The sequence below is a fragment of the Cryobacterium inferilacus genome (assembly GCF_019599185.1).
Taxonomy (GTDB): domain Bacteria; phylum Actinomycetota; class Actinomycetes; order Actinomycetales; family Microbacteriaceae; genus Cryobacterium; species Cryobacterium inferilacus.
Map to the genome: position 1 here is coordinate 32,637 of NZ_JAIEUL010000014.1, position 20,275 is coordinate 52,911.

A 20,275-nucleotide genomic window follows, 5' to 3' on the forward strand; every position below is an offset into this window, starting at 1 on the left:
TGCCCCGGTGCGGGGCAACTCGGGCAGCCGGCGCGAATCCGGCTATGGGGTCTAGCGGGGGTCGCGCCAGGAGTGCTTCGGGGCGAACCCGAGCAGGCGGCGGGCCTTGTCGATCGAGAGCAGGGTGTCGGTTCCGCTGACCTCGTGGGTGAGCTCCACCCGGGGGAAGACCTCGGCGGCCAACTCGGTGCTGGGGCGACGCATCACGGTGTCGGCGGCGGCGATGATGAACCGCTCGAACCCGGGCGGGGCCACCTGCAGCGCCTTGAGCACGGCCTGGGCGCCGTCGCGGCCGTCGATGTAGCCCCAGAGGTTCCACTTGCGCAGCGTCGCATCCGCCTGGAAGGTCTCGAACCCGTCGTAGTCCTCCGGGTTCATCACGTTGGAGAACCGCAGCGCCGTGATCGACAGCTCCGGGTCCCAGCGCACCAGCTCGATGGCCATCTGCTCCTCAAGGTGCTTGACCAGCGAGTAGGTGCTCTCCGGCCGGGCCGGGTACTCCTCGTCGACGGGGATATAGGGCGGGTCGACATCGAACGGCAGACCGAGCACGGTCTCGCTGGAGGCGTAGACGATGCGCTTGATGCCGTTGCGGCGGGCGGCCTGGAAGACGTTGTAGCTGGAGAGCATGTTGTTGTGGAACGTGGCGACATCGGGCGCCAGGCCCGGCGCGGGGATGGCACCCAGGTGCACGACGGCGTCGAAGCCGTCTGCCTGGTCGTTGACGCCGGCGAAGGCGTCCACCACCTGGCCGTAGTCGGTGAGATCGATGCGCACGAAGCCCGCTCCGCGGCTGCCGGCCAGGTCGAAGTTGATCACCTGGTGGCCCTCGGCGCGCAGGTGGGCGAGCACGGTCGAGCCGAGCTTGCCGGTGCCGCCGGTGAGGGCGATTCTCATGCTGGGAAACGTCATGGACATCCTTGTCTGGAGCTTGTCTGAGCCGGGTCTGGCCCGATTTGTGGCGTTCTGCAACGTATCACGGCCGGTCGGGAGAGTTGCCGGGTATTCTGGGGTCCAGAGTGACTCGCGCTCGCAAGAACCGGGCGTAGGCCAGACGGAGGAACCGTGCAGGGCAGCAGCCATGACGACGTGCGTAGACACAACCTGTCGGTGGTGCTCCGACTGGTGCACCGCAGCGGTGCGGCCTCGAGGTCCCAGCTCACCAAGGTGACCGGCCTGAACCGGTCCACCATCGCCGCTCTCGTCGCCGAGCTGGTCGAGCGTGGCCTGGTCATCGAACGCGAACCGAGTTCCACCAACCAGGTCGGCCGGCCCAGCCCCATCGTCAGTGTGAGCGAGCAGGTCGTCGCGCTCGCCGTGAACCCCGAGATCGACGCGGTCACGATCGGCATCGTCGGTCTCGACGGTCAGGTGCACCGGCGGGTGCGCTACCCCACCGACCGGTCGCCGAGTGTGCTCGAGGCCGTGAACATCGCCGCCGCCGTGATCGACGGCATGCGCGGCGAACTGGACGCCAAGTTCACCGTGGTGGGCATCGGCGTGGCCGTGCCGGGTCTGGTGCGCGCCCACGACGGCCTGGTGCGGCACGCGCCGCACCTGGGCTGGGTGGACGAGCCGCTGGCCGAGATGCTCGAGGCCGCCACCGGCTACCCGGTGCTCGCCGCCAACGACGCCAGCCTCGGCGCCATGGCGGAACGCTTCTTCGGCGCCGGGCAGGGCATCACCGACCTCATCTACCTCAACGGCGGCGCCAGCGGCATCGGCGGCGGCATGATCGTGGGCGGCGTTCCGGCCGGCGGCATCGGCGGTTACGCGGGCGAGTTCGGGCACACCAGGGTCAGCGACAGCGACAGGGTCGACTCGGCGGGCATCCGCGGCACCCTCGAGGCCGAAGTCACCCGCAGTGAGCTTCTCGACGTGCTCGGGCTGGCCGGGGCGGATGTCGACGAGCTCGAGCAGGCGCTGCTGGCGTCGACCTCGCCGGCGGTGCGCGCCGAGGTCAACCGGCAGATCGACCACCTCGCGGTGGCACTGGCCGGGGCCATCAACATCCTCAACCCGCAGCTGGTGGTGCTGGGCGGGTTCCTCGCGGCACTGCTCGCGGTGGATGCGGACCGGTTGCGGGCCGCCGTCGGCTCGCATTCGCTCGGCGCCGCGTTCGGCACCGTGCGGCTCAGCGCCGCGGAGCTCGGCGCCAACCTGCTCATGATCGGCGCCGCCGAGCTGGCCTTCGAGGGCCTGCTCGACGACCCCGCCGCCCTCCCCGCCGCCCCGGCCCCCGCCCAAGGCGCATAACAGGCCGGGTAAACATGCAGAAAACCCCGGATGCGCGCAATCTTTCACCGGAATGCATTGCCGGGGAATAGATCCGGGCGCCGGCGGCTTTTTTCACACGGGCGCTCGCCCGCTTTCCACCCAGTTCGATCCGACCGAGGACTCTCTTTCGTGACTACCGCCGTTATCCCCGTCATTACCGAGGCCCAACTCCGCTCCACCGGCAAGCACCCCGGTGACGCGCTGTCCCGTGGTCAGCGCGTGGTGTACATCATCATCCTCGGCGCACTGACGGCGCTCGGCCCGTTCACGATCGACCTGTACCTGCCGGCCTTCCCCACCCTCGAAAGCGAGCTCGGCGTCTCCGCCGCGGCCATCCAGCTCACCCTCACCGGAACCATGATCGGCTTCGGCTTCGGCCAGCTGATCGTCGGCCCGTGGAGCGACAAGGTCGGCCGGCGGCTGCCGCTGCTGCTCGCCACCGGCTTCCATGTGTTGGCCTGCGTGGGCGCGGCGCTGTCCAGCGACATCGTCACGCTCGGTATCTTCCGGGTGCTGCAGGGCTTCGGCGCCGCGGCCGGTGCCGTGGTGGCGATGGCCATGGTGCGCGACCTCTTCGGCGGCAAGCCGCTGGTCAAGATGCTCTCCCGCCTGGCCCTGGTCAGCGGCCTGGCGCCCGTGCTCGCCCCGGTCATCGGCTCGCAGCTGCTGCTCGTGATGCCGTGGCGCGGCATCTTCTGGGTGCTCGCCGCCTATGGGGTCATCGTCATGGTGGCCGTGGCCGTGTGGATCGTCGAGACCCTGCCGCAGGAACGCCGCACCGTACCGGGGCACTCCAGCCTCGGCCAGCGCTACCGCGCCGTGCTCAGCGACCGCACCTACGTGGGTGTGCTCATCATCGGCGCGATGACCTTCACCGGTCTGTTCTCCTACCTCTCCGCGTCGCCGTTCCTGTTCCAGCAGGTCTACGACTTCAGCGCCCAGGGCTACGGGCTGCTCTTCGCGATCAACTCCCTCGGCATCGTGGTGGGTGTGCAGACCAGCTCGCGCCTGATGCACCGCCACAACGTCGGCCCGCAGAACATCCTGATCGGCGCCACCACGATGCTCGTGCTCACCTCGGCGGCCATCTTCATCCTCGACCTGCTCGGTGCCGGCCTCTGGGGCACCCTGATTCCGCTGTGGTTCTTCATCGCCTCCTGCGGTTTCACGTTCCCCACCGTGCAGGTCATCGCCCTGAACGCGCACGGCAGCGAGGCCGGTACGGCCGCATCCCTGCTCGGAGCGGCCAACTTCGGCATCGCCGGCCTGATCTCCCCGATCGTGGGCCTGCTCGGCGTCGGAACGGCCGTGCCGATGGCATCCGTGATGGGCGTCGCCGCGATCATCTCCCTCCTCAGCCTGTGGATCATCGTGCGCCCCCGCACGGTCGAGTCGCTCTCGCACTGATCCTTGGCCACGACCCCCCAACGGGGCGCGACATATGGAAGACTCTCGAAGGTGACGAATCCTGTGCTGACCGGTCCGGATGCTGCCTCGAACCCGGCAGCGGGTGTGCTGGAGCGTAATCGCGTCTCGGTGGCGGGCGATGCGGCCAAGCCCGCGATCATCTTCGGGGCTGGCTACGGCACCAGCCAGGACATGTGGCGCCTGGTCGCACCGCAGTTCACCGACCGGTACTTCGTGGTGCTCTTCGACAATGTCGGCTCGGGCGAGACCGACGTGTCGGCGTACGATCGCCGCAAGTACGACTCGCTGCGCGGCTACGCGGCCGACCTCCTCGAGATCATCGGGGTGCTCGATCTGCACGACGTGGTCTTCGTCGGGCACTCGGTGAGCGCCATGATCGGCGCTCTCGCCGCCATCGCCGAGCCGCAGCGCTTCGCCAGGCTCATCATGCTCGGCCCGTCGCCGCGGTACCTGAACGACGAGGGGTATCTGGGCGGCTTCGAACGTTCCGATGTGGATGCATTGCTGGACGCCATCGAGGTCGACCACGCCAGCTGGGCCCGCGACATGGCGCCGGCGCTGATGAAGAACTCCGAACGCCCAGAGCTCGCCGCCGAGCTGGCCGACAGCATGGCGCGCAGTAGCACCATGGTCGCCCAGCACTTCGCCAAGGTCACGTTCCTCTCCGACCTGCGCCGGTACCTCAAGGACATCCGCACCCCCACGCTCATCCTGCAGTCCGCCGACGACCTGATCGCGCCGATCCAGGTGGGGGAGTACCTGCATGAGCACATCAGCAACAGTGAACTCGTCGTGTTGAACGCGGCCGGCCACTACGCCCACCTGTCCGATCCTGCCGAGATCGAGCGGCAGATCCGACGTTGCCTGTGACCCCGGACAGCATCTCTCTGGCGCTCTTCCAGCAGGCGCCGGCCGGACTGTTCGCGATGTCGACCGAGGGGGTCATCCGCTCCGCCAACGACACCTTCTCCGATTGGACAGGCTACCCGCGGGAAGATCTCGTCGGTCGGTACTTCCTGTCGCTGCTCTCCCGGGGCAGCGCGCTGGTCTTCGAGACTCGGTTCATGCCGCTCCTGCAGACCCAGCACACCCTGAGCGAGATGATGCTCACCCTGGCCACCCGCACGGGCGGCACGCGGAATGTGCTGGTCAGCTCGGTTCTAGACGAGTCGGGTGCCGCACCTGTCGTCTACGCGGCGGTCTTCGACGCCGGCAACCGGCTCCGGTACGAGCGCGACCTCCTCGACGCCAGACGCACGGCCGAGACGGCGATGGCGCGTGTGCGCATCCTGCAGGAGGCCGCCGCCGGGCTCGCACCGGCCAGCACCCTGGCCGCGTTCGGCTCTGCGCTGCGGGTGGCCGCCGAGATGGCCACGGATGCCGCGTCGGTGTCGGTCATCGTCGCCGAGCCCGACGGCAGCCTGGAACTGGTCTCGGGCGACCGGCCGCTGAGCCCAACGCACGAGCTGGCCGGCCTGCTCCCGGTGCTGGAGTGCCTGCGCACCGGCGAGCCCGTGCTGTGCTGCAACCCGGCCGAGATCGCGGCGCGGTATCCCGACCTCGCGGCCGGGCTCGACGCCGAGGGGGTGGAAGCGCTGGTGGTCATCCCGGTGATCGAGGATGCCACCGTGGGCGGCGCCATCGCCTGCTGGTTCCAGCGCCCGCGTGAGCTCGACGAGGACCTGCTCGACCTGCTCGCCGCACTCGCCACGCAGGGGGCGCCCGTTCTGCAGCGCATCCATCTGCAGCGTCGCATCGAGCACCAGTCGCTGCACGACTCGCTCACCGGCCTGCCCAACCGGCGGTCGCTGCAACGCCGGCTGCGGCTGGTCCTGGGCGATGCCGAGCGGCTCGGTCATGCTGTGGGGGTGCTGTTCCTCGACCTGGACGGCTTCAAGGCCATCAACGACGACTTCGGCCACGAGGCCGGCGACCAGGTGCTGCAACAGGTCGCCGGGCGGCTGCTGCGCACCCTGCGGGTCGGCGACCTGGCCAGCCGGTTCGGCGGCGACGAGTTTGTGATCGCCTGCGACGGTATCGACGAAGAGACCGTGCTCGACGTGGCGCGGCGCATCCGTGCTGCGGTGAACGAACCGTTGGACGGCCTCGCGCGCGGCTCCACAGTGTCGGCCAGCATCGGCATCAGCCTCTTCACCCCCGGCGGGTCCACGCAGACCACACCGGATGCCCTCATCCATCTCGCCGACGAAGCCATGCTGGCCTCCAAGCGTGCGGGCAAGGGCCGCGACACCCTCGTCACGGCCTGACCCGGCGGGCCGGGGCCAGGCCGTGAGCGGTCAGCGGGCGGCGGCTGGCGTGCTCTGCTCGGCTGGCGCGTCGGTGCCGAGGTGGTGCAACTGCTCGGCATGACCGCGTGCTGCGTGTGCCTTGTCGTCCCCGTTCTCGTAGGCGTTCTCGGCATGCAGGCTGATGTCCAGGCCGCGCGCCTCGACGGGCCCGTCGACACGGATGCCCACGGTGAGGTCGAGCACCTTGGCGATCAGCCAGGTGATGGTGAAGGTGTAGCCGAAGACCGCCAGGATGGCCACGGCCTGGCGACCGAGCAGCTCGAAACCCCCGCCGTAGAGCAGGCCGGTGGCACCGCTGGGCGCCTCGGGTGTGGCCAGGATGCCGATCAGCAGGCCTCCGACGACGCCCCCGACGAAGTGCAGGGCGGTGACGTCGAGGGCGTCATCGAAGCCGAGCTTGTACTTGATCGAGACGGCGAAGTAGCAGACCGCTCCGGCGGCCCCGCCGATGGCGAGTGCGGCCAGCGGGGTGACGGCGCCGCAGGACGGGGTGATGGCCACGAGAGCGGCGATGGCACCGGAGGAGGCGCCGAGCGTGGTCGAGTGACCGTCCCTGAGCTTCTCCACGACCAGCCAGATGATGACGCCGGCACAGGTGGCGGCCACGGTGTTGAAGACGGCCACGGCCGCGTTGTTGTCTGCGGCACCGAGTCCGCTGCCGTCGAAGCCGATCCACCCCGTGAAGAGCAGCCCGACACCCAGCAGGGTCAGCGGCAGGCTGTGCGCCTTGGGCTGCACGGGCCAGCTGCGGCGCTTGCCCAGCACTAGGGCTAGAGCCAAGGCGGCCACTCCGGAGTTGACGTGGATGGCGGTGCTGCCGGCGTAGTCGATGGCGCCCAGGGTGTTGGCGATCCAGCCGCCCGTGACGGAACCGTCGGCGGAGTCGAAGGCGAAGACCCAGTGCGCTACCGGGAAGTAGACCAGGGTCACCCAGATGCCCGCGAAGAGCAACCAGGCACCGAACTTCATCCGGTCGGCGGCCGCGCCGGCCACGATGCCCGCCGTCAGACCCGCGAACATCAGGTGCAGGGCCGCCAGGGCGAGCGGCGGCAGGGCGGCACCCTCCGGAGCGGTCAGTAGCTGGCCGAGCCCGGCGTACTCGAGCGGGTTGCCGAGCAGGCCCAGGCGAGGGAATCACCGAACACCGCGGAGTAGCCGAAGGCCACCCAGAGCACACCGACGACGCAGAACGATCCGAAGACCATCAGCATCATGTTCATGGTGGTTTTGCGGCTGACCATGCCGCCGTAGAACAGGGCGAGGCCCGGGAGCATGAGGGCGACGGCGACGACGGCGGTGAGAACCCACGCCGTGTTGCCCGCGGTGGTGGCAGTGTCCATTCGATTCTCCAGAGGCTAGATAACGCCGCACGCCGCCCAGTGCGGGCACCAGCGTTTCGATACGTTATCTATATTTGTGGAGAGGACCTTTCAATGCTGTATCGAATTCGTTTCGAGTGCGTTAACTCTCGCCGGCCTCGGCGGCGCCCGCTGAAAGTTCAGTCGCGGCGGCCCGGATGGCGGCCAGGTCATCTCGGTGCGCGAGAAGGCGGGTGATGGTGGTGTCGGCGCTGAGCCGGCAGACCTCGTCGGCGGAGTACGAGAGCACGCCGGGCAGTGGTAGGCGATAGTGGCGCTGCAGGCCTTCGTTCAGGCCCAGCGCTGCTGTGGCCGCGTCGGCCGGGTCGACGGCATCGAATTCGCCGGCGTCGACGCCCTGCCGCACCAGAGACTCGATCATTCGGTGAAGCTGGGCATAGTCATCGAAGAAGGCGCCGAAATTCTGCGGCTGCAGGCGGGCCACTCGCTCAAACTCGTAGAAGTCCAGGGGTGCGCTGCACAGCTGCAGCACGTCGGCGTGTAGCACCGCGTACAGTCGGGGGGCCACTGGCCCCGGCTGCGCCTCGAGCACCGTCGCGAGCGCCAGGGAGCTGCGGTTCTCCTCGAGCAGGGTCTGAAGGATCAACTCCTTGCGGGCGAACCAGTAGTAGAGCGACGACTGGCGCAGGCCCGCGCTGCGCGCGATCTCGGTCATGGTGGTTTCCGCGTAGCCCTTCGCCACGAACAGAGCGGTGGCCTCGCGGATGATGTCCAGCCTGGGTGACCCGGTCGCTTCGCCGCTCAGGCGCGGCCGCCCGACGGTGGGTGGTGCCGAATCGCTTGTCATAACCAGCCTCTGTGCTCATGTCGTCGTGCTCTGGCACAAGCCTATCCAGAAGGATTAACCCGGCCGAAACAATATCGAAACTGTATTGAAATTGCGTGGCCGCAGGCTTTCGATAACTTATCGAAAAGGCATTCACCGGATGCCGTAGCGCACTGGACTCGGAGACACCATGAAGACAGAAACCGCACAGACCGCCGTCGACACCGTGCAGCAGAAGCTCAGCGAAGCCGGGGTGAAGTACGCGATGTCGAGCTTCGTCGACCTGCACGGCAACATCAAGACGAAGTTCGTTCCGCTGGCGCACCTGCCGCAGATGGCCGCCGGCTCCGAGTTGTTCACCGGTGCGGCCCTGGACGGACTGCCGCAGGACATCAGCGACGACGAGCTCGCCGCGATCCCCGACCTGGACAGCGCCGTGCAACTGCCCTGGCGCAAGGAGGTCGCCTTCTTCGCCAGCGACCTGCACACCGGCGGCAAGCCATTCGAAGCGGCGTCCCGCAACATCCTCAAGCGCCAGCTCGTCGCGGCTAAGGAGATGGGCTTCACCTTCAACCTCGGCATCGAGACCGAGTTCTTCGTACTCAAGGACACCCCGGACGGCCCGGTCGAGGTCAGTGACCGCGACAACCTCAGCAAGCCCTGTTACACCGCGCCGGCCGCGCTGGACAACTTCGACTGGCTCACCGAGATGGTTGAGGCCATGAATGACATGGGCTGGGGGGTCTACTCCTTCGACCACGAGGATGCCCAGGGCCAGTTTGAAATCGACTTCAAGTACTCCGACGCACTCACCATGGCCGACCGCGCCGTGTTCTTCAGGCTCATGGCCAACGAAATGGTGCGCAAGCACGGTTACTTCGCCACGTTCATGCCCAAGCCTTTCGCTGACCGCAGCGGATCCGGTGCGCACTTCAATATGTCTCTCGCCGACGCCGTCACCGGCGTCAACCTCTTCGAAACCGATGACGACCCACGCGGGTGCGGCGTCTCCGAACTGGCCTACCAGTTCATCGCCGGTGTCCTCAAGCACGCCCCCGCCATCTGCGCCGTTATCGCCCCCACGGTGAACAGCTACAAGCGCCTGGTGCGCAAGGGCAGCATGTCCGGTTCCACCTGGGCGCCGGTGTTCGTCAGCTATGGCAACAACAACCGCACCAACATGATCCGGATCCCGAAGGTCGGTGGCCGGGTGGAGTGCCGGGCCGCCGATATCAGCTGCAACCCCTACCTCGGCGCCGCGATCATCCTGGCCGCGGGCCTCGAGGGTATCCGTGAGAACCTCGACCCCGGCGCGCCGCACACCGAGAACATGTACAACTACACCGAGGCCGAGATCCTGAAGAACGGCCTGGGCCTGCTTCCGCGAAGCCTGGGCGAGGCCGTGGAGGAGTTCGCCGCCGACAGCCTCTCCCGCGACGTCTTCGGCGACATCATGTACAACGCCTACATCGACTACAAGGGCCAGGAATGGAACGAATACCAGGCCCACGTGTCCGAGTGGGAGACCAAGCGCTACCTGAAGTTCTTCTAGGCGGTCGCCAGGTGCACAGGGAATTCGCCCTCGGCAGGTTCGAGCTGGTCTCCGGCTCGAACCTGCCCGATGCCACGCTGGCGTATCAGACCCACGGTGTGCTCAACGAGGCCGGGGACAACTGCATTCTGCTGCCCTCGTACTACACCGGCACGCACGCGAGCTATCAGCCCTGGATCGGGCCCGGCCTGCTGGATCCAGAGCGCTGGTTCATTGTCGCGGTGAACATGTTCGGCAACGGACTGTCCACCTCGCCGTCGGCTGCCGCGCCCCTGATTCGCGGAGCGGCGTTCCCGTCGGTCAGCATCGCCGACAACGTGATCGCCCAACATCGCCTGCTGGCCGGCCTCGGTGTCCGACGCATCCGGCTCGTGGCCGGCTGGTCGATGGGAGCCCTGCAGGCCTACGAATGGGGCCTTCGGTACCCGGAGATGGTCTCGAGCCTGCTCCCCATCGCGGGTGCTGCCCGCTGCTCGCCGCACAACTTCGTCTTCCTCGAGGGGGTCAAAGCGGCGCTCACGGCCGACCCCTCATTCGACGAGGGCCGCTACTCGACGGCTCCGACGAGAGGGCTGCGGGCCTTCGGAACCGTGTACGCCGGCTGGGCCTACTCGCAGGAGTTCTTCCGAAACGAGGTCTACCGTCAGGTGGGTTACGACAGCATCGAACACCTGCTCTCGGCCTGGGCGGCAGACCACGAGCAGATGGACGCGAACAACCTGCTGGCCATGCTCGATACCTGGCAGCGAGCGGATGTGGGCGACGGACGCAGCGGGTTCGAGGCCGCCCTGGGCCGGGTGCAGGCACGCACCATCGTGATGCCGAGCAGCACCGACCTTTACTTTCCCGTTGCCGACAGTCGAATCGAAGCGGAGCTCATGCCCCACGCGGAAATGCGCCCGCTCGACTCCGACCTGGGGCACATTGCCGGTCGTCCGGGCATCCGTGCGGCCGAGACGACGCAGATCGGCGCGGCCATGCGCGAGCTGCTGGCCGGGTGAGCTCGACTGGGTGGTAGCGGGTTCTCGGCGGGCAGGGCGAACGATCTAACATGGGCTGATGGACCCGTCCCGCCCGCCCGAGTATGAGCCCACCGCAGCCGAGACCCAGGCGCCGACCGCCGCGACACCCGAGAAGGCCGCGGATGCGCCCTCCCGCCGCATCGCCAGACGCTGGCCGCTGATCAGCGGTGCGGTCGCCGTGGTGCTCGCGTTCATCCTCGGCGCCCTCATCCTGCTCCGCGGCAACGGCAGGCCCATCGAGGCGGATGCGGAGTGGATGGAGGAGATCCTCGAGCACCGCTCCCCGATCTGGGAGGTCCCCGCGCTGGTGATGAACTTCCTCGGCGCCGGCATCGCCGGGGTGTTCGTCATCCCGATCGCGATCGTCGTGCTCCTGCTCGTGCTGCGGCGCCCGTGGGCCGCGCTGTACTTCGTGATCGCCACCGTCGTCAGCGCCGGCCTGGTGCAACTGCTCAAGACCCTGTTCGGCCGGGCCCGCCCAGAAGACATGCTGATCACCTCTGACTTCGGTTCGTTCCCGTCCGGGCACGTCGCCAACGCGGCGACCATGGCGGTGGCGCTCGGCATCATCTTTCCCTGGCTCTGGGTGTGGATCGCCGGGGCCGTGTACACGGTGGCGATGATGGTGAGCCGCACCTACCTCGGCGCGCACTGGCTCACCGACACCATCGGCGGCCTGCTGCTCGGCGCCGGCGTGGTCATCGTGCTCTGGGCGCCGCTGGCGGCCAAGCTCGACGGCGAGAACACCAAGGCCAGACGACGGGCCAGCCCTCCGACGCCCCCGTCCTCCGCCCGCTCCGGTCGCTGACCGCGGTTTCCCGTGCCCGCTCTCGTGCCCGCTCTCGCGAGATGGGGCTCGGGGCTGACATTCGCGGTCGCAGCGCGCTAGCTTCGGGGCATGAAGATCCTTCTCGTTGGGGCGGGTGGCGTCGGTGACGCCTTCGCGAAGATCATTGCCCGCCGGTCCTTCTACGAGGGAGTCGTGGTGAGCGACTACGACCTGGCCAGGGCGGAGCGCACGATCGCTTCGATCGAGGCCAGGCACGGCGCCGAGACCGCGGCCCGGTTCACCCCGGCGCAGATCGACGCCTCCGACCCGGATGTTGTCGCTCGCGTGGCCCGCGAGCACGGCGCCACCCACGTGATGAACGCCGTGGAGCCCAAGTTCGTGCAGAGCATCTTCGCCGGCGCCCTCGCCGCGGGAGCCGACTACCTGGACATGGCAATGAGCCTGTCAGAGCCGCATCCGACCGACCCGCACACCGAGACCGGCATCAAGCTCGGTGACGACCAGTTCGATCAGGCCGCCGACTGGGAGACCAACGGACGGCTGGCGCTGGTGGGCATGGGCGTGGAGCCCGGGCTCTCCGATGTCTTCGCCCGGTACGCCTCCGATCACCTATTCAGCGAGATTGACGAACTCGGCACCAGGGATGGCGCCAACCTGGTGGTGCGCGACGAGGCCGGCACCGAGATCTTCGCTCCCTCGTTCAGCATCTGGACCACCATCGAGGAGTGTCTGAACCCGCCGGTGATCTACGAGAAGGACCGCGGGTGGTTCACCACACCGCCGTTCAGCGAACCGGAGGTCTTCGACTTCCCCGAGGGCATCGGTCCGGTGGAGTGCGTGAACGTGGAGCACGAGGAGGTGCTGCTGATGCCGCGCTGGCTGGACGCCAAGCGGGTCACCTTCAAGTACGGCCTCGGCGAGGAGTTCATCGGGGTGCTCAAGACCCTGCACCTACTCGGTCTCGACAGTGTCGTGCCCGTGAAGGTGCGCACCGCTGACGGCCCCGCGATGGTCGCACCGCGCGACCTGGTGGCCGCGAGCCTGCCGGACCCGGCCACGATCGGCCCCCGCATGACCGGCAAGACCTGCGCCGGCGTGTGGGTGACCGGCACCGGCACGGATGGAGCGCCGCGCGAGGTCTACCTCTATCACGTGAGTGACAACGAGTGGACGATGACCGAGTATGACGCCCAGTGCGTGGTCTGGCAGACCGCCCTCAACCCCGCGATCGCGCTCGAACTGCTCGCGACGGGCGTCTGGGCCGGCACCGGCGTGCTCGGCCCGGAGGCCTTCGACGCCCAGCCCTACCTCGACCTCATGAGCGCTCCGGAGCCCGCCGGATACGGCCAGCCCTGGGGCCTCCAGGAGCGCACCCCCGCCTCTGACACCCCCGCGGTCTGACACCAGCGGTCGGACACCAGCGGTCTGACCTGGCACCACGAACGGGCTAGTCCGGGGCGGCAGGGCTCTTGCTGCGCAACCTGATCAGGGTCTGGCCGGGATCGACCGCGGCCGGGGGTCTGAGCCAGTAGGTGCCGTGGTTCTCAAAGATCTGCCAGCCCTGGTTGTGCAGCAGCAGGTGGTGTGGTGGGCAGAGCAGGATGCCAGAGCGGATGTCGGTGCTGCCGTGGTCGCGGAGCCACTGTTCCAAATGGTGGGCTTCGGTGCGGGAGGGGGGTTTGTCGCACTCTCCCCACATGCAGCCGCCGTCGCGGGCGGCCAGGGCGAGTCGTTGGGCCTGGCTGAAGACACGGTCTTCCCGCCCGAGATTCAACGGTTGGCCGTCGGCGTCGAAGCTGACCTCGACGGTGCCGCTGGTGCAGATGATCCGGTCGATGGTCTCCTGGGAGACCGGGGTCGGGTTGCCTTCGATGAAGCCGTGGCCGGTGCCGTCGGGGATCGCGACCAGCGCCTCGGTCGGATCGGGCTCTGCGGCCGGGCCCGTGGGTGCGGCCGGTGCGTGCGGGGCCGCGGTGGTCAGGATGCGGACGGCGGGGGTGCGGCCGCCGAGCATCCGATCCGGGTTGACGGTGCTGCCGGCCTTGAGCAGTTCGAGGAAGCCGTCGGCGGTGAGTTGGTCGGTGCTGCGCGGGTCGTCCTGCACGGCTTTGGCCCAGGCGGCCCGGTCGGGGTCGACGAAGCGCACGCCGCCGCGGCGGGGGCCGGTGAGGCTGTCGTAGACATCGAGGATGTATTGGCCCTGTTCCGGCGGGAACAGGCCGTGCACGTGGACCTGGCCGGTATCGATTCTCCAGACCCGCAGGTACCGGTCGTCCCAGGCCTTCTTCTCCCGCACGGCGATGCCGGCCTCGTCGAGGCTGTCCCGCATCCGGCGCGCCCGCTTGAGCAGTTCGTCCACGGTCAGCCGGGTGGCCTCGTGCACCAGGGTGTGCACGGCGTCGGCGAGCTTCTCGGCGGTGACGACGGCGTCGATGTCGCCCAGGCCGGTGCGGATCGCGTGCGCGGCGGCAACGGAGAGGGTGCCGGTGGCGGCGGCACGGGAGATCGGCGCGTACCAAGGCAGGGCGACGGGCTCCGCGTCGATGGTGGCCTGGTCGAAGAGGCCGGGTGGCGTGCCCGCTTCGCCCGGGTCGTCGGTCCCGTCGAGCACCCGCCGCGCCTGCTCGTCCGCGGCCGCCGCGTCCGCGGCTTCGGTGTCGGCGAGCATCCGGCCCACATCCACGAGCTTGCGGGCGTCGTGGCGGGTGGAACCGGTGAAGTTCTGGATCAGCTCGGCCGGGGAGAGGAAGCCCTGCTGGGCCGCGAGACCCTGCTGACCCAGCTCGGGCCGGGACCGGTGCGCGAGGGTTTTGGCCAGCCACGCCTTGCGGGTTTCGACCAGCTGGCTCAGCCGGGCCAGGTCCCGTTGCCCGGCGAGCAGCTCGGCATCCGTCAGCGCGTCGTAGTCGGTGCTGCAGGCCCCCAACCGCTCGACCGAGATCACCGCGGCGGCCAGCGAATCGGCGGCCACGGCCGGTTTCGGCGGGGTGTCGGGGGCGGATACAGCTGCGATGCTGGGCATGTAGTGAGAATAGCTCAGTATCGAAGTCTTGTGTTGTGAAAAACAGGCTTGTGGAGAACTTTTTTGCTGAACGCGGGTGCTTCCAGCCGCCCCGGCCGGGTCAGCGGCGGTGGTGCGCCGCCGAGGCGAGTACCCGGCGGCCGAGGAGGTCGCAGGCGGTGACCGTTCGTTTGGCCAGGCGGTGCACGGGGATGCGGCCGCCGCCGGCCAGCGCGGCGTCGTGCCGGATCACCGAGGCGATGCCGCGACCGTAGGTGAGGTGCAACGATTCGGTGAGCCGCTTGGTGCGGAACCGCCCCCTGGTGCCCATCGCCACCACGGTCACCCTGGCCAGTCCCGCCTGGCCGTACCGTTCCCGCACGGCGCTGAGCAGTTCGTCGGCGGCGGCGAAGCCGAGCGGGGTGTTCGCGGTCGCGATCACGGCGATGATCGACGGCGACTCGAGCAGGTCGAGGCCTTCACCGAGGGCGTGCGGCCCGAGGTCGTGCAGCACCAGGCCGGTATCGATCGTGGCCGCGTCGTCGCCGCGGGGCAGCCGGGCGCCCACCGATCCAGAGGAGTGGTCGGCGATCGCCGGCACGCTGGGTGAGAGGCGCGACAGCTGGTCGAACAGGATGGCGGTGAGCGTGGTGGTGCCCACGCCGCCGGCCGTGCCGCAGACGATGATGCGCAGATTACCGTGGGTCACAGTGCCGGCTCCTCGATCAGGGCGGCGGATGCATCCGGGGCCGGCTGCAGGGCGTGCGCGATCTGCACGATTCGCGGCCGGTCGCCGCGGCGAACCACCCGGCCGCGTCCTGGCGGCATCTGCTCGGCGTAGACGCCGGGCAGGATCTGGCCCTCTGTGCGTTCACCCGACATCACCAGGCTGGTCGCGCCGGTGTCGCGCAACGACTGCAGCACCACGTCGTAGAGTGCCCGGGAGGCGCCGGCCACCGGCCGGGTGACGATGACGTTCAACCGCAGTTCGCGGGCGCTCGGCAGGAACGGCAGCAGCGGCGCCAGCGGGTCGGTGCCGCCGGAGGCGAGCACGTCGTAGTCGTCGGCGATCACCACGATCCGCGGTCCGGCGGAGCGGTCGGGGGAGCCCTGCCGCTGAGCGAGTTCGCTGGCGATGGCGGTGGTGAGCACGCGTGCCTGCCCGCTGGAGTCGGCGAGCCCGCCCAGGTAGTCGTCCGGGCAGGACGCCGCGATCTCGCCGCGCACGTCCATGATCGCGATGACCAGTTCATCGGCGGTGTACCGGTCGATGAGGCCCTGCACGATGCCGCGCACGAAGGTGGACTTGCCGGAGGCGTGGTCGCCGAAAACCAGCACGTGCTGGTCACGCGACGCGAGGTCGAGGTAGGCCGGCTCCATGGTGTCCTGCCGCAGGCCGAACGGCACCGCGTCTGGCGAGTCGATGGCGTCGGGCAGTTCGTCGGGCGAGAAGCTGTCGGGCAGCAGACGGATGGGCGCGGCGCTCGGCCCCTCCCAGCTGTGCGCCGAGCGGGAGGCGAGGGCTTCGATCTCATCGCCGATCAGGTCGTCTGCGGTGTCGTCCAACACCGGCAGGGCGATGTGTGCGAACAGGCCGTCGTCGGTGATCGCCCGGCCGGGCTGGTCGGCGCGCAGGGCGCCGGAGAGCTTACGGCCCACCTGCGAGTCCATCGGGTCGTTCAGGCGCAGCTCGATCCGGGTGCCGATCAGCGGCTGCTGCGCCATCCGCAACTCGTTCCACCTGGTCATGGCCAGCACCACGTGAATGCCGAAGCTGGAGCCGCGCGCGAGGATGTCGAACAGGGGCTGCTCGAACTCCTCGAATTCGCTGCGCAACGCCCCCACACCGTCGACGAGCAGCACGATGTCCGCCGCCACGAGCTCTGGCACGCCACCGTCGGCGTGCATCCGCCGCAGCGTCGGCAGCGAGTCGATGCCGCGCTCGGTGAACAGTCGCTCGCGGGTGGCGAGCATGGCCGCGAGCTCCTCGAGCAGGCGTCGCAGCCGGTCCCGGTTGGCGCGGGTGGCCACACCACCCACGTGCGGGAACCCCTCGATCCGGTTCATGCCGGAGCCGGTGAAGTCCATCCCGTAGATGCTCACCTGCCGGGGCGTGTGGGTGAGCGCCAGCGACGCGGCCATGGTGCGCAGGAACGTGCTGCGCCCGGTCTGCGGGGCGCCGAAGATGGCCAGGTGCCCACCGCTGCGGGTGAGGTCGATCAGCCACGGGTCCTGGCGCTGCTTCTCCGGCTCGTCGAGCAGGCCCATCGGCACCTTGAGTTCTGGCGGCGCTTCGTCGGTGAGGATGCGCGAGAGCGCGAAGCGTTCCGGCAACGGCAGCAACCAGATCGGCGGCACCGTGCCGGCCGAGCCGCGCAGCCCGTCGACGGCCTCGTCGATCAGTGCCCGCCCGGTCGACGGGCTGGCCAGGGCGTCCTCGGCCGTCTCGTTCTCGGTGCGCTGCTGCAACCCGTTGTAGAGCGGCAGCGGCAGGGCCGTGAGGGCGTCGAGGTCGGCGGAGCGGTCCGGCGCGGCATCGGTCTGCACGGCGGGACCGGAGACGAACCCCGAGCGGAACCGACGGTAGATGGAGGTGTCGACCTTGAGGTAGCCGTAGCCGGGGATGGCGGGCAGGTGGAACGCATCGGGAGTGTCGAGCACGATGGCGCTCTCCGACGCGGAGAAGGTGCGCAGACCCACCCGGTAGGAGAGGTAGGTCTCCAGGCCGCGGAGCTTGCCGGCCTCGATGCGCTGGCTGGAGAGCAGCAGGTGCACACCGATCGACCGGCCGATACGGCCGATGGTGAGCAGCAGGTCCACGAAGTCGGGTTCGGCGGTGAGCAGCTCACCGAACTCGTCGATGACGATGAGCAGGTGCGGCAGCGCCGGCAGGTCGGGCCGCTGGGCGGCGATCTCCCGATAGTGCGTGATCGACGGCGAGTTGCCGGCGTCCTTGAGCAGCTGCTGGCGGCGCACCACCTCACCGGCGATGCTCACCCTGGCCCGCTGGGTGAGCTGCGGGTCGTCGGCGAGGTTGTCGATGATGCCGGCGACGTGGGGCAGGCCGGCGAACGGCGCGAACGCGGCGCCACCCTTGTAGTCCACCAGGACCATGCTCACGTCGTCCGGACCGTGCGAGAGCGCCAGGGCCAGGATCAGGGTGCGCAGCATCTCACTCTTACCGGAGCCGGTGGCGCCGATGGCGAGACCGTGCGGCCCCATGCCGAGCTGCGCGGATTCCTTGAGGTCGAGCAGCACCGGCTCACCGAAGTCGTCCAGGCCCACCGGCACCCGCAGGAAGTCCCGCGGGGAGCGCGGCTCCCACGCGGTGGCCGCGTCGAACGCGGTGACGTCGCCGATGCCGAGCAGCTCGACGATGTCCACGGCCTTGGCCGATTCCACCTCGTCCTGCCTGGTCATGCTGAGCCGGAGCGGCGCGAGCATCCTGGCGACGGTTTCGAACAGCGCGGCGGAGATCTGGTCGAGCGCAGCGGACTGCACAGGCACCTGGCCGTCGCCACCGTCGCGGGCATCCGAGATCTCGGCCCTGTCGTCGCCGACGGTGACCCGGATGGTGACGTCGGAGGGTTCGTGCAGGCGGTCGCTGAGCAGGTGCACCATGGTGATCTGCAGGTCGATGGGGGAGAGATCGGCGTCGGGCACGGGCAGAACGGATGCGACGTGGCCGTAGTCGTCCACGAACACGATCAGCCGGGCGTTCTCGGCCGGTCCGGCGTTCCCGCCGCTGCGTTTCGCGGTGGCCGCCAGCTGGGCGCGGTCGCCGAGTTCCTGGCCGAGCACCCGGCGCAGGGCGTCGGTGTCCCTGGCCACCCGGCGCGCCGGCACGGGGCCGTCGTAGGTGTCCTCGTCCACGAAGTGCGGCAGCAGGTCGACCCCGCGCCAGTCCTCTGCGGCGGAATCTGGGTAGGCGATGGCCATGTGCACGTCGTCGGGGGCGTGCAGCGCCGCGATCTGCAGGATCAGCGCGCGCGCCACCTGCAGGGCGTTCTGCCGGTCGCCGATGATGGCCACGGCGCCGGCGCCGTCCAGCGTGAGGTCCACCGGCATGCCGCGCACGGTGGAGTAGTGCTCGGTGACCTGCCTGGCCTCACCGGCCAGGATCGGGTCGTACGGCTGCACGGGGTTCTGCTCGGCGGGGATGGCCAGGTCGAACCAGGCCACGTCGCCGACGCCGAGGCGGGGGCTGAGGAAGTCGGCGTCGTGCCGGCGGCGTTCCCACAGCCGGCCGGGGTCCCGCACCAGCTCGATCAGCGCGGCGGGGTCCGGGTTGAGCAGTTCGGCGGTGGCGCGCACGGACTTGCCGCGCTGACGCATCCGGGCCCGCAGCCCCTCGAGGTAGTCGAGGTAGCGTTCGCGCTGCACCCGCCGGGTGCGGGCGGCCGCGCCATGAACAGGGCGTTGCCGCGCAGGGTGACCATCATGATCACGCTGGTGCCGGCGCCGAGCACCGGCAGCAGCGCCTGGATCGGCACGCCGCCCTGGGCGCCGTCCTGCATGGCCGGCGGTGGCGAGATCACCTCGGCGTCGGCGCGTTGCAGCGGTCGGGTGACCCGGGTGGGCCTGTGCACGAGTCGCAGGGTCATGCGGTTGCCTCACGGTGGGAAAGTTCGGCGCCCAGCGAGAGCTGCGCCTCGGTCATGATGGTGCCGGCCAGCTGCGCGTAGGCGATGCGGGTGCGCGCGCTCATGGCGGCGCTGGCGACGGGGGCGGCCGAGCCGGCGGTGGGCTCGTACGGAATGCGGATCAGGGGAACACCGAGGTCGCTGCCCACGCCCTGCGGGGCCTGGCCGCGTCCGTCGCCGCCCACGTCGACGATGACGAGCACCACCTGCGGGCCGTCCTCCACGCCGGTCAGCGCGGGGATGACCGCGGCGGCGTCTTCGAGTTCGTGTCGGCGGGAGGGCGTGACAACGCAGAGCACGTGGCTGGCCATGGCCACCTGGGCCAGGTCTATCTGGTAGCCGCGCACCCCCCAGTCGGTGATCGCCAGGTCGAAGAACCGTGACACCGGGTTGATCCGGTCGAACCAGAAAGTCATCACGTTCAGCGATGCGTCTGCGATCCTGAACCCGCTCAGGGAATCGATGGAGCGCATCACCGGATTCGTGTCGCGGCCCGTTGACCTTCTAGGAATGTCCAACCGGCAGACATTCGATGTGCTGGGTCTGGGGTACACCAAGTCCCCGTTCCGCAACGATCTATTGCTCGGTCGGGCGTTCTACGACATCCGTTTCGACGCGCCGACGCCATCGGCTGTCACCGTGCCCGACGGCCCCCTCCGTTTCATGCTGGCCGAGGTCAAGGACCCCACCATGAACATGACGGATCCGGCGGCCAAGGCACAGGCGATCAAGGACCAGTGGGCCGGGTACGAGGGTGTAGAGCGGAAGGCAATGCTCGCGCTCTACGGAGACATCGGCTACGACTTGGGCAACGCGCTCGACCCAAAAAACCCGTTCCGCGGATCTGGGTTGTCTGGCACGCAGAACGGCTTTTCACCGGAGGGCACCCTCGGTCGCGATGGCGTCCCGGTGCCCAACGGTGCAGAATTGTGGCGCACCCTGCCGAACGGAGAACGTGAGTTCATGGCGGTGTACGAGAAGCCGAATCCGAAGGCTCCGGGAACGTGGCTGCTGACCGATGCCGCCGTGCAACCGGGGATGCTTGACGGAATCGCTCCGCGACCCACAGCGGGCGTGGGGGCTACGATGCGGGAGAACGACTAGGTAG

18 protein-coding genes are annotated in these 20,275 nt (G+C 69.1%); 9 read left to right on the plus strand and 9 right to left on the minus strand.

Going from position 1 to position 20,275, the window contains the following annotated elements; translation table 11 throughout:
- Positions 1-51: 51 nt before the first annotated feature.
- Positions 52-897 (minus strand): NAD-dependent epimerase/dehydratase family protein, encoded by an 846-nt coding sequence (locus K2F54_RS13040; RefSeq protein ID WP_220606366.1) that lies wholly within the window; start codon positions 895-897, stop codon positions 52-54.
- Positions 898-1,065: 168 nt separating this feature from the next.
- On the opposite strand from K2F54_RS13040, the gene K2F54_RS13045 reads away from it, so the two are divergent.
- From K2F54_RS13045 to K2F54_RS13060, 4 genes are all read left to right on the plus strand, one after another.
- Positions 1,066-2,256 (plus strand): ROK family transcriptional regulator, encoded by a 1,191-nt coding sequence (locus K2F54_RS13045; protein ID WP_220606305.1) that lies wholly within the window; start codon positions 1,066-1,068, stop codon positions 2,254-2,256.
- Positions 2,257-2,406: 150 nt separating this feature from the next.
- On the plus strand, positions 2,407-3,684 hold the full coding sequence (locus tag K2F54_RS13050) for a multidrug effflux MFS transporter (protein ID WP_308287650.1): 1,278 nt from the start codon (positions 2,407-2,409) through the stop codon (positions 3,682-3,684).
- Positions 3,685-3,735: 51 nt separating this feature from the next.
- Entirely contained in the window at positions 3,736-4,575 is an 840-nt protein-coding gene (locus tag K2F54_RS13055) for an alpha/beta fold hydrolase (RefSeq protein WP_308287651.1), read from the plus strand.
- The gene (locus K2F54_RS13060; protein WP_220606307.1) at positions 4,572-5,972 is read left to right on the plus strand and encodes a sensor domain-containing protein; all 1,401 of its coding nucleotides are present in this window, start codon (positions 4,572-4,574) and stop codon (positions 5,970-5,972) included. Before K2F54_RS13055 ends, K2F54_RS13060 begins: the two co-directional genes overlap by 4 nt.
- Positions 5,973-6,002: 30 nt before the next feature.
- Here the strand turns inward: K2F54_RS13060 and K2F54_RS13065 are convergent, their stop codons facing one another.
- The 3 genes from K2F54_RS13065 to K2F54_RS13070 form a co-directional block, all read right to left on the minus strand.
- Complete coding sequence (locus tag K2F54_RS13065) at positions 6,003-7,034, minus strand: ammonium transporter (protein ID WP_255577087.1); 1,032 nt, start codon at positions 7,032-7,034, stop codon at positions 6,003-6,005.
- A 53-nt stretch (positions 7,035-7,087) separates the two neighbouring features.
- On the minus strand, positions 7,088-7,354 hold the full coding sequence (locus tag K2F54_RS19245) for a hypothetical protein (RefSeq protein ID WP_255577088.1): 267 nt from the start codon (positions 7,352-7,354) through the stop codon (positions 7,088-7,090).
- A 121-nt stretch (positions 7,355-7,475) separates the two neighbouring features.
- Positions 7,476-8,180 (minus strand): TetR/AcrR family transcriptional regulator, encoded by a 705-nt coding sequence (locus K2F54_RS13070; RefSeq protein WP_220606308.1) that lies wholly within the window; start codon positions 8,178-8,180, stop codon positions 7,476-7,478.
- A gap of 169 nt (positions 8,181-8,349) precedes the next feature.
- Between K2F54_RS13070 and glnT the strand changes: the two genes are divergently transcribed.
- The 4 genes from glnT to K2F54_RS13090 all read left to right on the plus strand — a co-directional run bounded on the left by glnT (position 8,350) and on the right by K2F54_RS13090 (position 12,924).
- Entirely contained in the window at positions 8,350-9,711 is a 1,362-nt protein-coding gene (gene glnT / locus K2F54_RS13075) for a type III glutamate--ammonia ligase (RefSeq protein WP_220606309.1), read from the plus strand.
- 11 nt (positions 9,712-9,722) lie between these two features.
- Positions 9,723-10,712 carry an alpha/beta fold hydrolase gene (locus K2F54_RS13080; RefSeq protein ID WP_220606310.1) on the plus strand — a complete coding sequence of 330 codons (990 nt, stop codon included), beginning with the start codon at positions 9,723-9,725 and terminating at the stop codon, positions 10,710-10,712.
- Positions 10,713-10,770: 58 nt separating this feature from the next.
- A complete protein-coding gene (locus K2F54_RS13085; protein ID WP_220606311.1) occupies positions 10,771-11,541 on the plus strand; it encodes a phosphatase PAP2 family protein in 771 nt (256 codons plus the stop codon).
- Between the two features lie 90 nt (positions 11,542-11,631).
- A complete protein-coding gene (locus K2F54_RS13090) occupies positions 11,632-12,924 on the plus strand; it encodes a saccharopine dehydrogenase family protein (protein ID WP_220606312.1) in 1,293 nt (430 codons plus the stop codon).
- Positions 12,925-12,970: 46 nt separating this feature from the next.
- Here K2F54_RS13090 and K2F54_RS13095 read toward each other — a convergent pair whose 3' ends face one another.
- From K2F54_RS13095 to K2F54_RS13110, 5 genes are all read right to left on the minus strand, one after another.
- On the minus strand, positions 12,971-14,545 hold the full coding sequence (locus tag K2F54_RS13095; protein WP_220606313.1) for a DUF222 domain-containing protein: 1,575 nt from the start codon (positions 14,543-14,545) through the stop codon (positions 12,971-12,973).
- 100 nt (positions 14,546-14,645) lie between these two features.
- A complete protein-coding gene (locus tag K2F54_RS13100; protein ID WP_220606314.1) occupies positions 14,646-15,233 on the minus strand; it encodes a hypothetical protein in 588 nt (195 codons plus the stop codon).
- Positions 15,230-18,907, minus strand: coding sequence for a type VII secretion protein EccCa (eccCa, locus tag K2F54_RS13105; protein WP_308287652.1), 3,678 nt, complete (start codon positions 18,905-18,907; stop codon positions 15,230-15,232). The genes K2F54_RS13100 and eccCa overlap by 4 nt, the downstream gene beginning before the upstream one ends.
- Positions 18,793-19,128, minus strand: a complete 336-nt coding sequence (locus K2F54_RS19250; RefSeq protein WP_255577090.1) for a hypothetical protein — start codon at positions 19,126-19,128, stop codon at positions 18,793-18,795. The genes eccCa and K2F54_RS19250 overlap by 115 nt, the downstream gene beginning before the upstream one ends.
- Entirely contained in the window at positions 19,125-19,640 is a 516-nt protein-coding gene (locus K2F54_RS13110) for a hypothetical protein (RefSeq protein WP_220606315.1), read from the minus strand. Before K2F54_RS13110 ends, K2F54_RS19250 begins: the two co-directional genes overlap by 4 nt.
- Between K2F54_RS13110 and K2F54_RS13115 the strand changes: the two genes are divergently transcribed.
- Positions 19,630-20,271, plus strand: a complete 642-nt coding sequence (locus tag K2F54_RS13115; RefSeq protein WP_220606316.1) for a hypothetical protein — start codon at positions 19,630-19,632, stop codon at positions 20,269-20,271. The two genes, K2F54_RS13110 and K2F54_RS13115, sit on opposite strands and share 11 nt — an antisense overlap.
- Positions 20,272-20,275 lie beyond the last annotated feature (4 nt).

Excerpts from the sequence above, each read along its gene's own strand:
- K2F54_RS13040 (WP_220606366.1), bottom strand. The coding sequence starts at position 897 with ATGAGAATCGCCCTCACCGGCGGCACCGGCAAGCTCGGCTCGACCGTG.
- K2F54_RS13065 (WP_255577087.1), bottom strand. The coding sequence starts at position 7,034 with ATGTTCGCGGGTCTGACGGCGGGCATCGTGGCCGGCGCGGCCGCCGAC.
- K2F54_RS19245 (WP_255577088.1), bottom strand. The coding sequence starts at position 7,354 with ATGGACACTGCCACCACCGCGGGCAACACGGCGTGGGTTCTCACCGCC.
- K2F54_RS13070 (WP_220606308.1), bottom strand. The coding sequence starts at position 8,180 with ATGACAAGCGATTCGGCACCACCCACCGTCGGGCGGCCGCGCCTGAGC.
- glnT (WP_220606309.1), top strand. The coding sequence starts at position 8,350 with ATGAAGACAGAAACCGCACAGACCGCCGTCGACACCGTGCAGCAGAAG.
- K2F54_RS13085 (WP_220606311.1), top strand. The coding sequence starts at position 10,771 with ATGGACCCGTCCCGCCCGCCCGAGTATGAGCCCACCGCAGCCGAGACC.
- K2F54_RS13090 (WP_220606312.1), top strand. The coding sequence starts at position 11,632 with ATGAAGATCCTTCTCGTTGGGGCGGGTGGCGTCGGTGACGCCTTCGCG.
- K2F54_RS13095 (WP_220606313.1), bottom strand. The coding sequence starts at position 14,545 with ATGCCCAGCATCGCAGCTGTATCCGCCCCCGACACCCCGCCGAAACCG.
- K2F54_RS19250 (WP_255577090.1), bottom strand. The coding sequence starts at position 19,128 with ATGACCCTGCGACTCGTGCACAGGCCCACCCGGGTCACCCGACCGCTG.
- K2F54_RS13115 (WP_220606316.1), top strand. The coding sequence starts at position 19,630 with ATGGAGCGCATCACCGGATTCGTGTCGCGGCCCGTTGACCTTCTAGGA.
- K2F54_RS13110 (WP_220606315.1), bottom strand. The coding sequence starts at position 19,640 with ATGCGCTCCATCGATTCCCTGAGCGGGTTCAGGATCGCAGACGCATCG.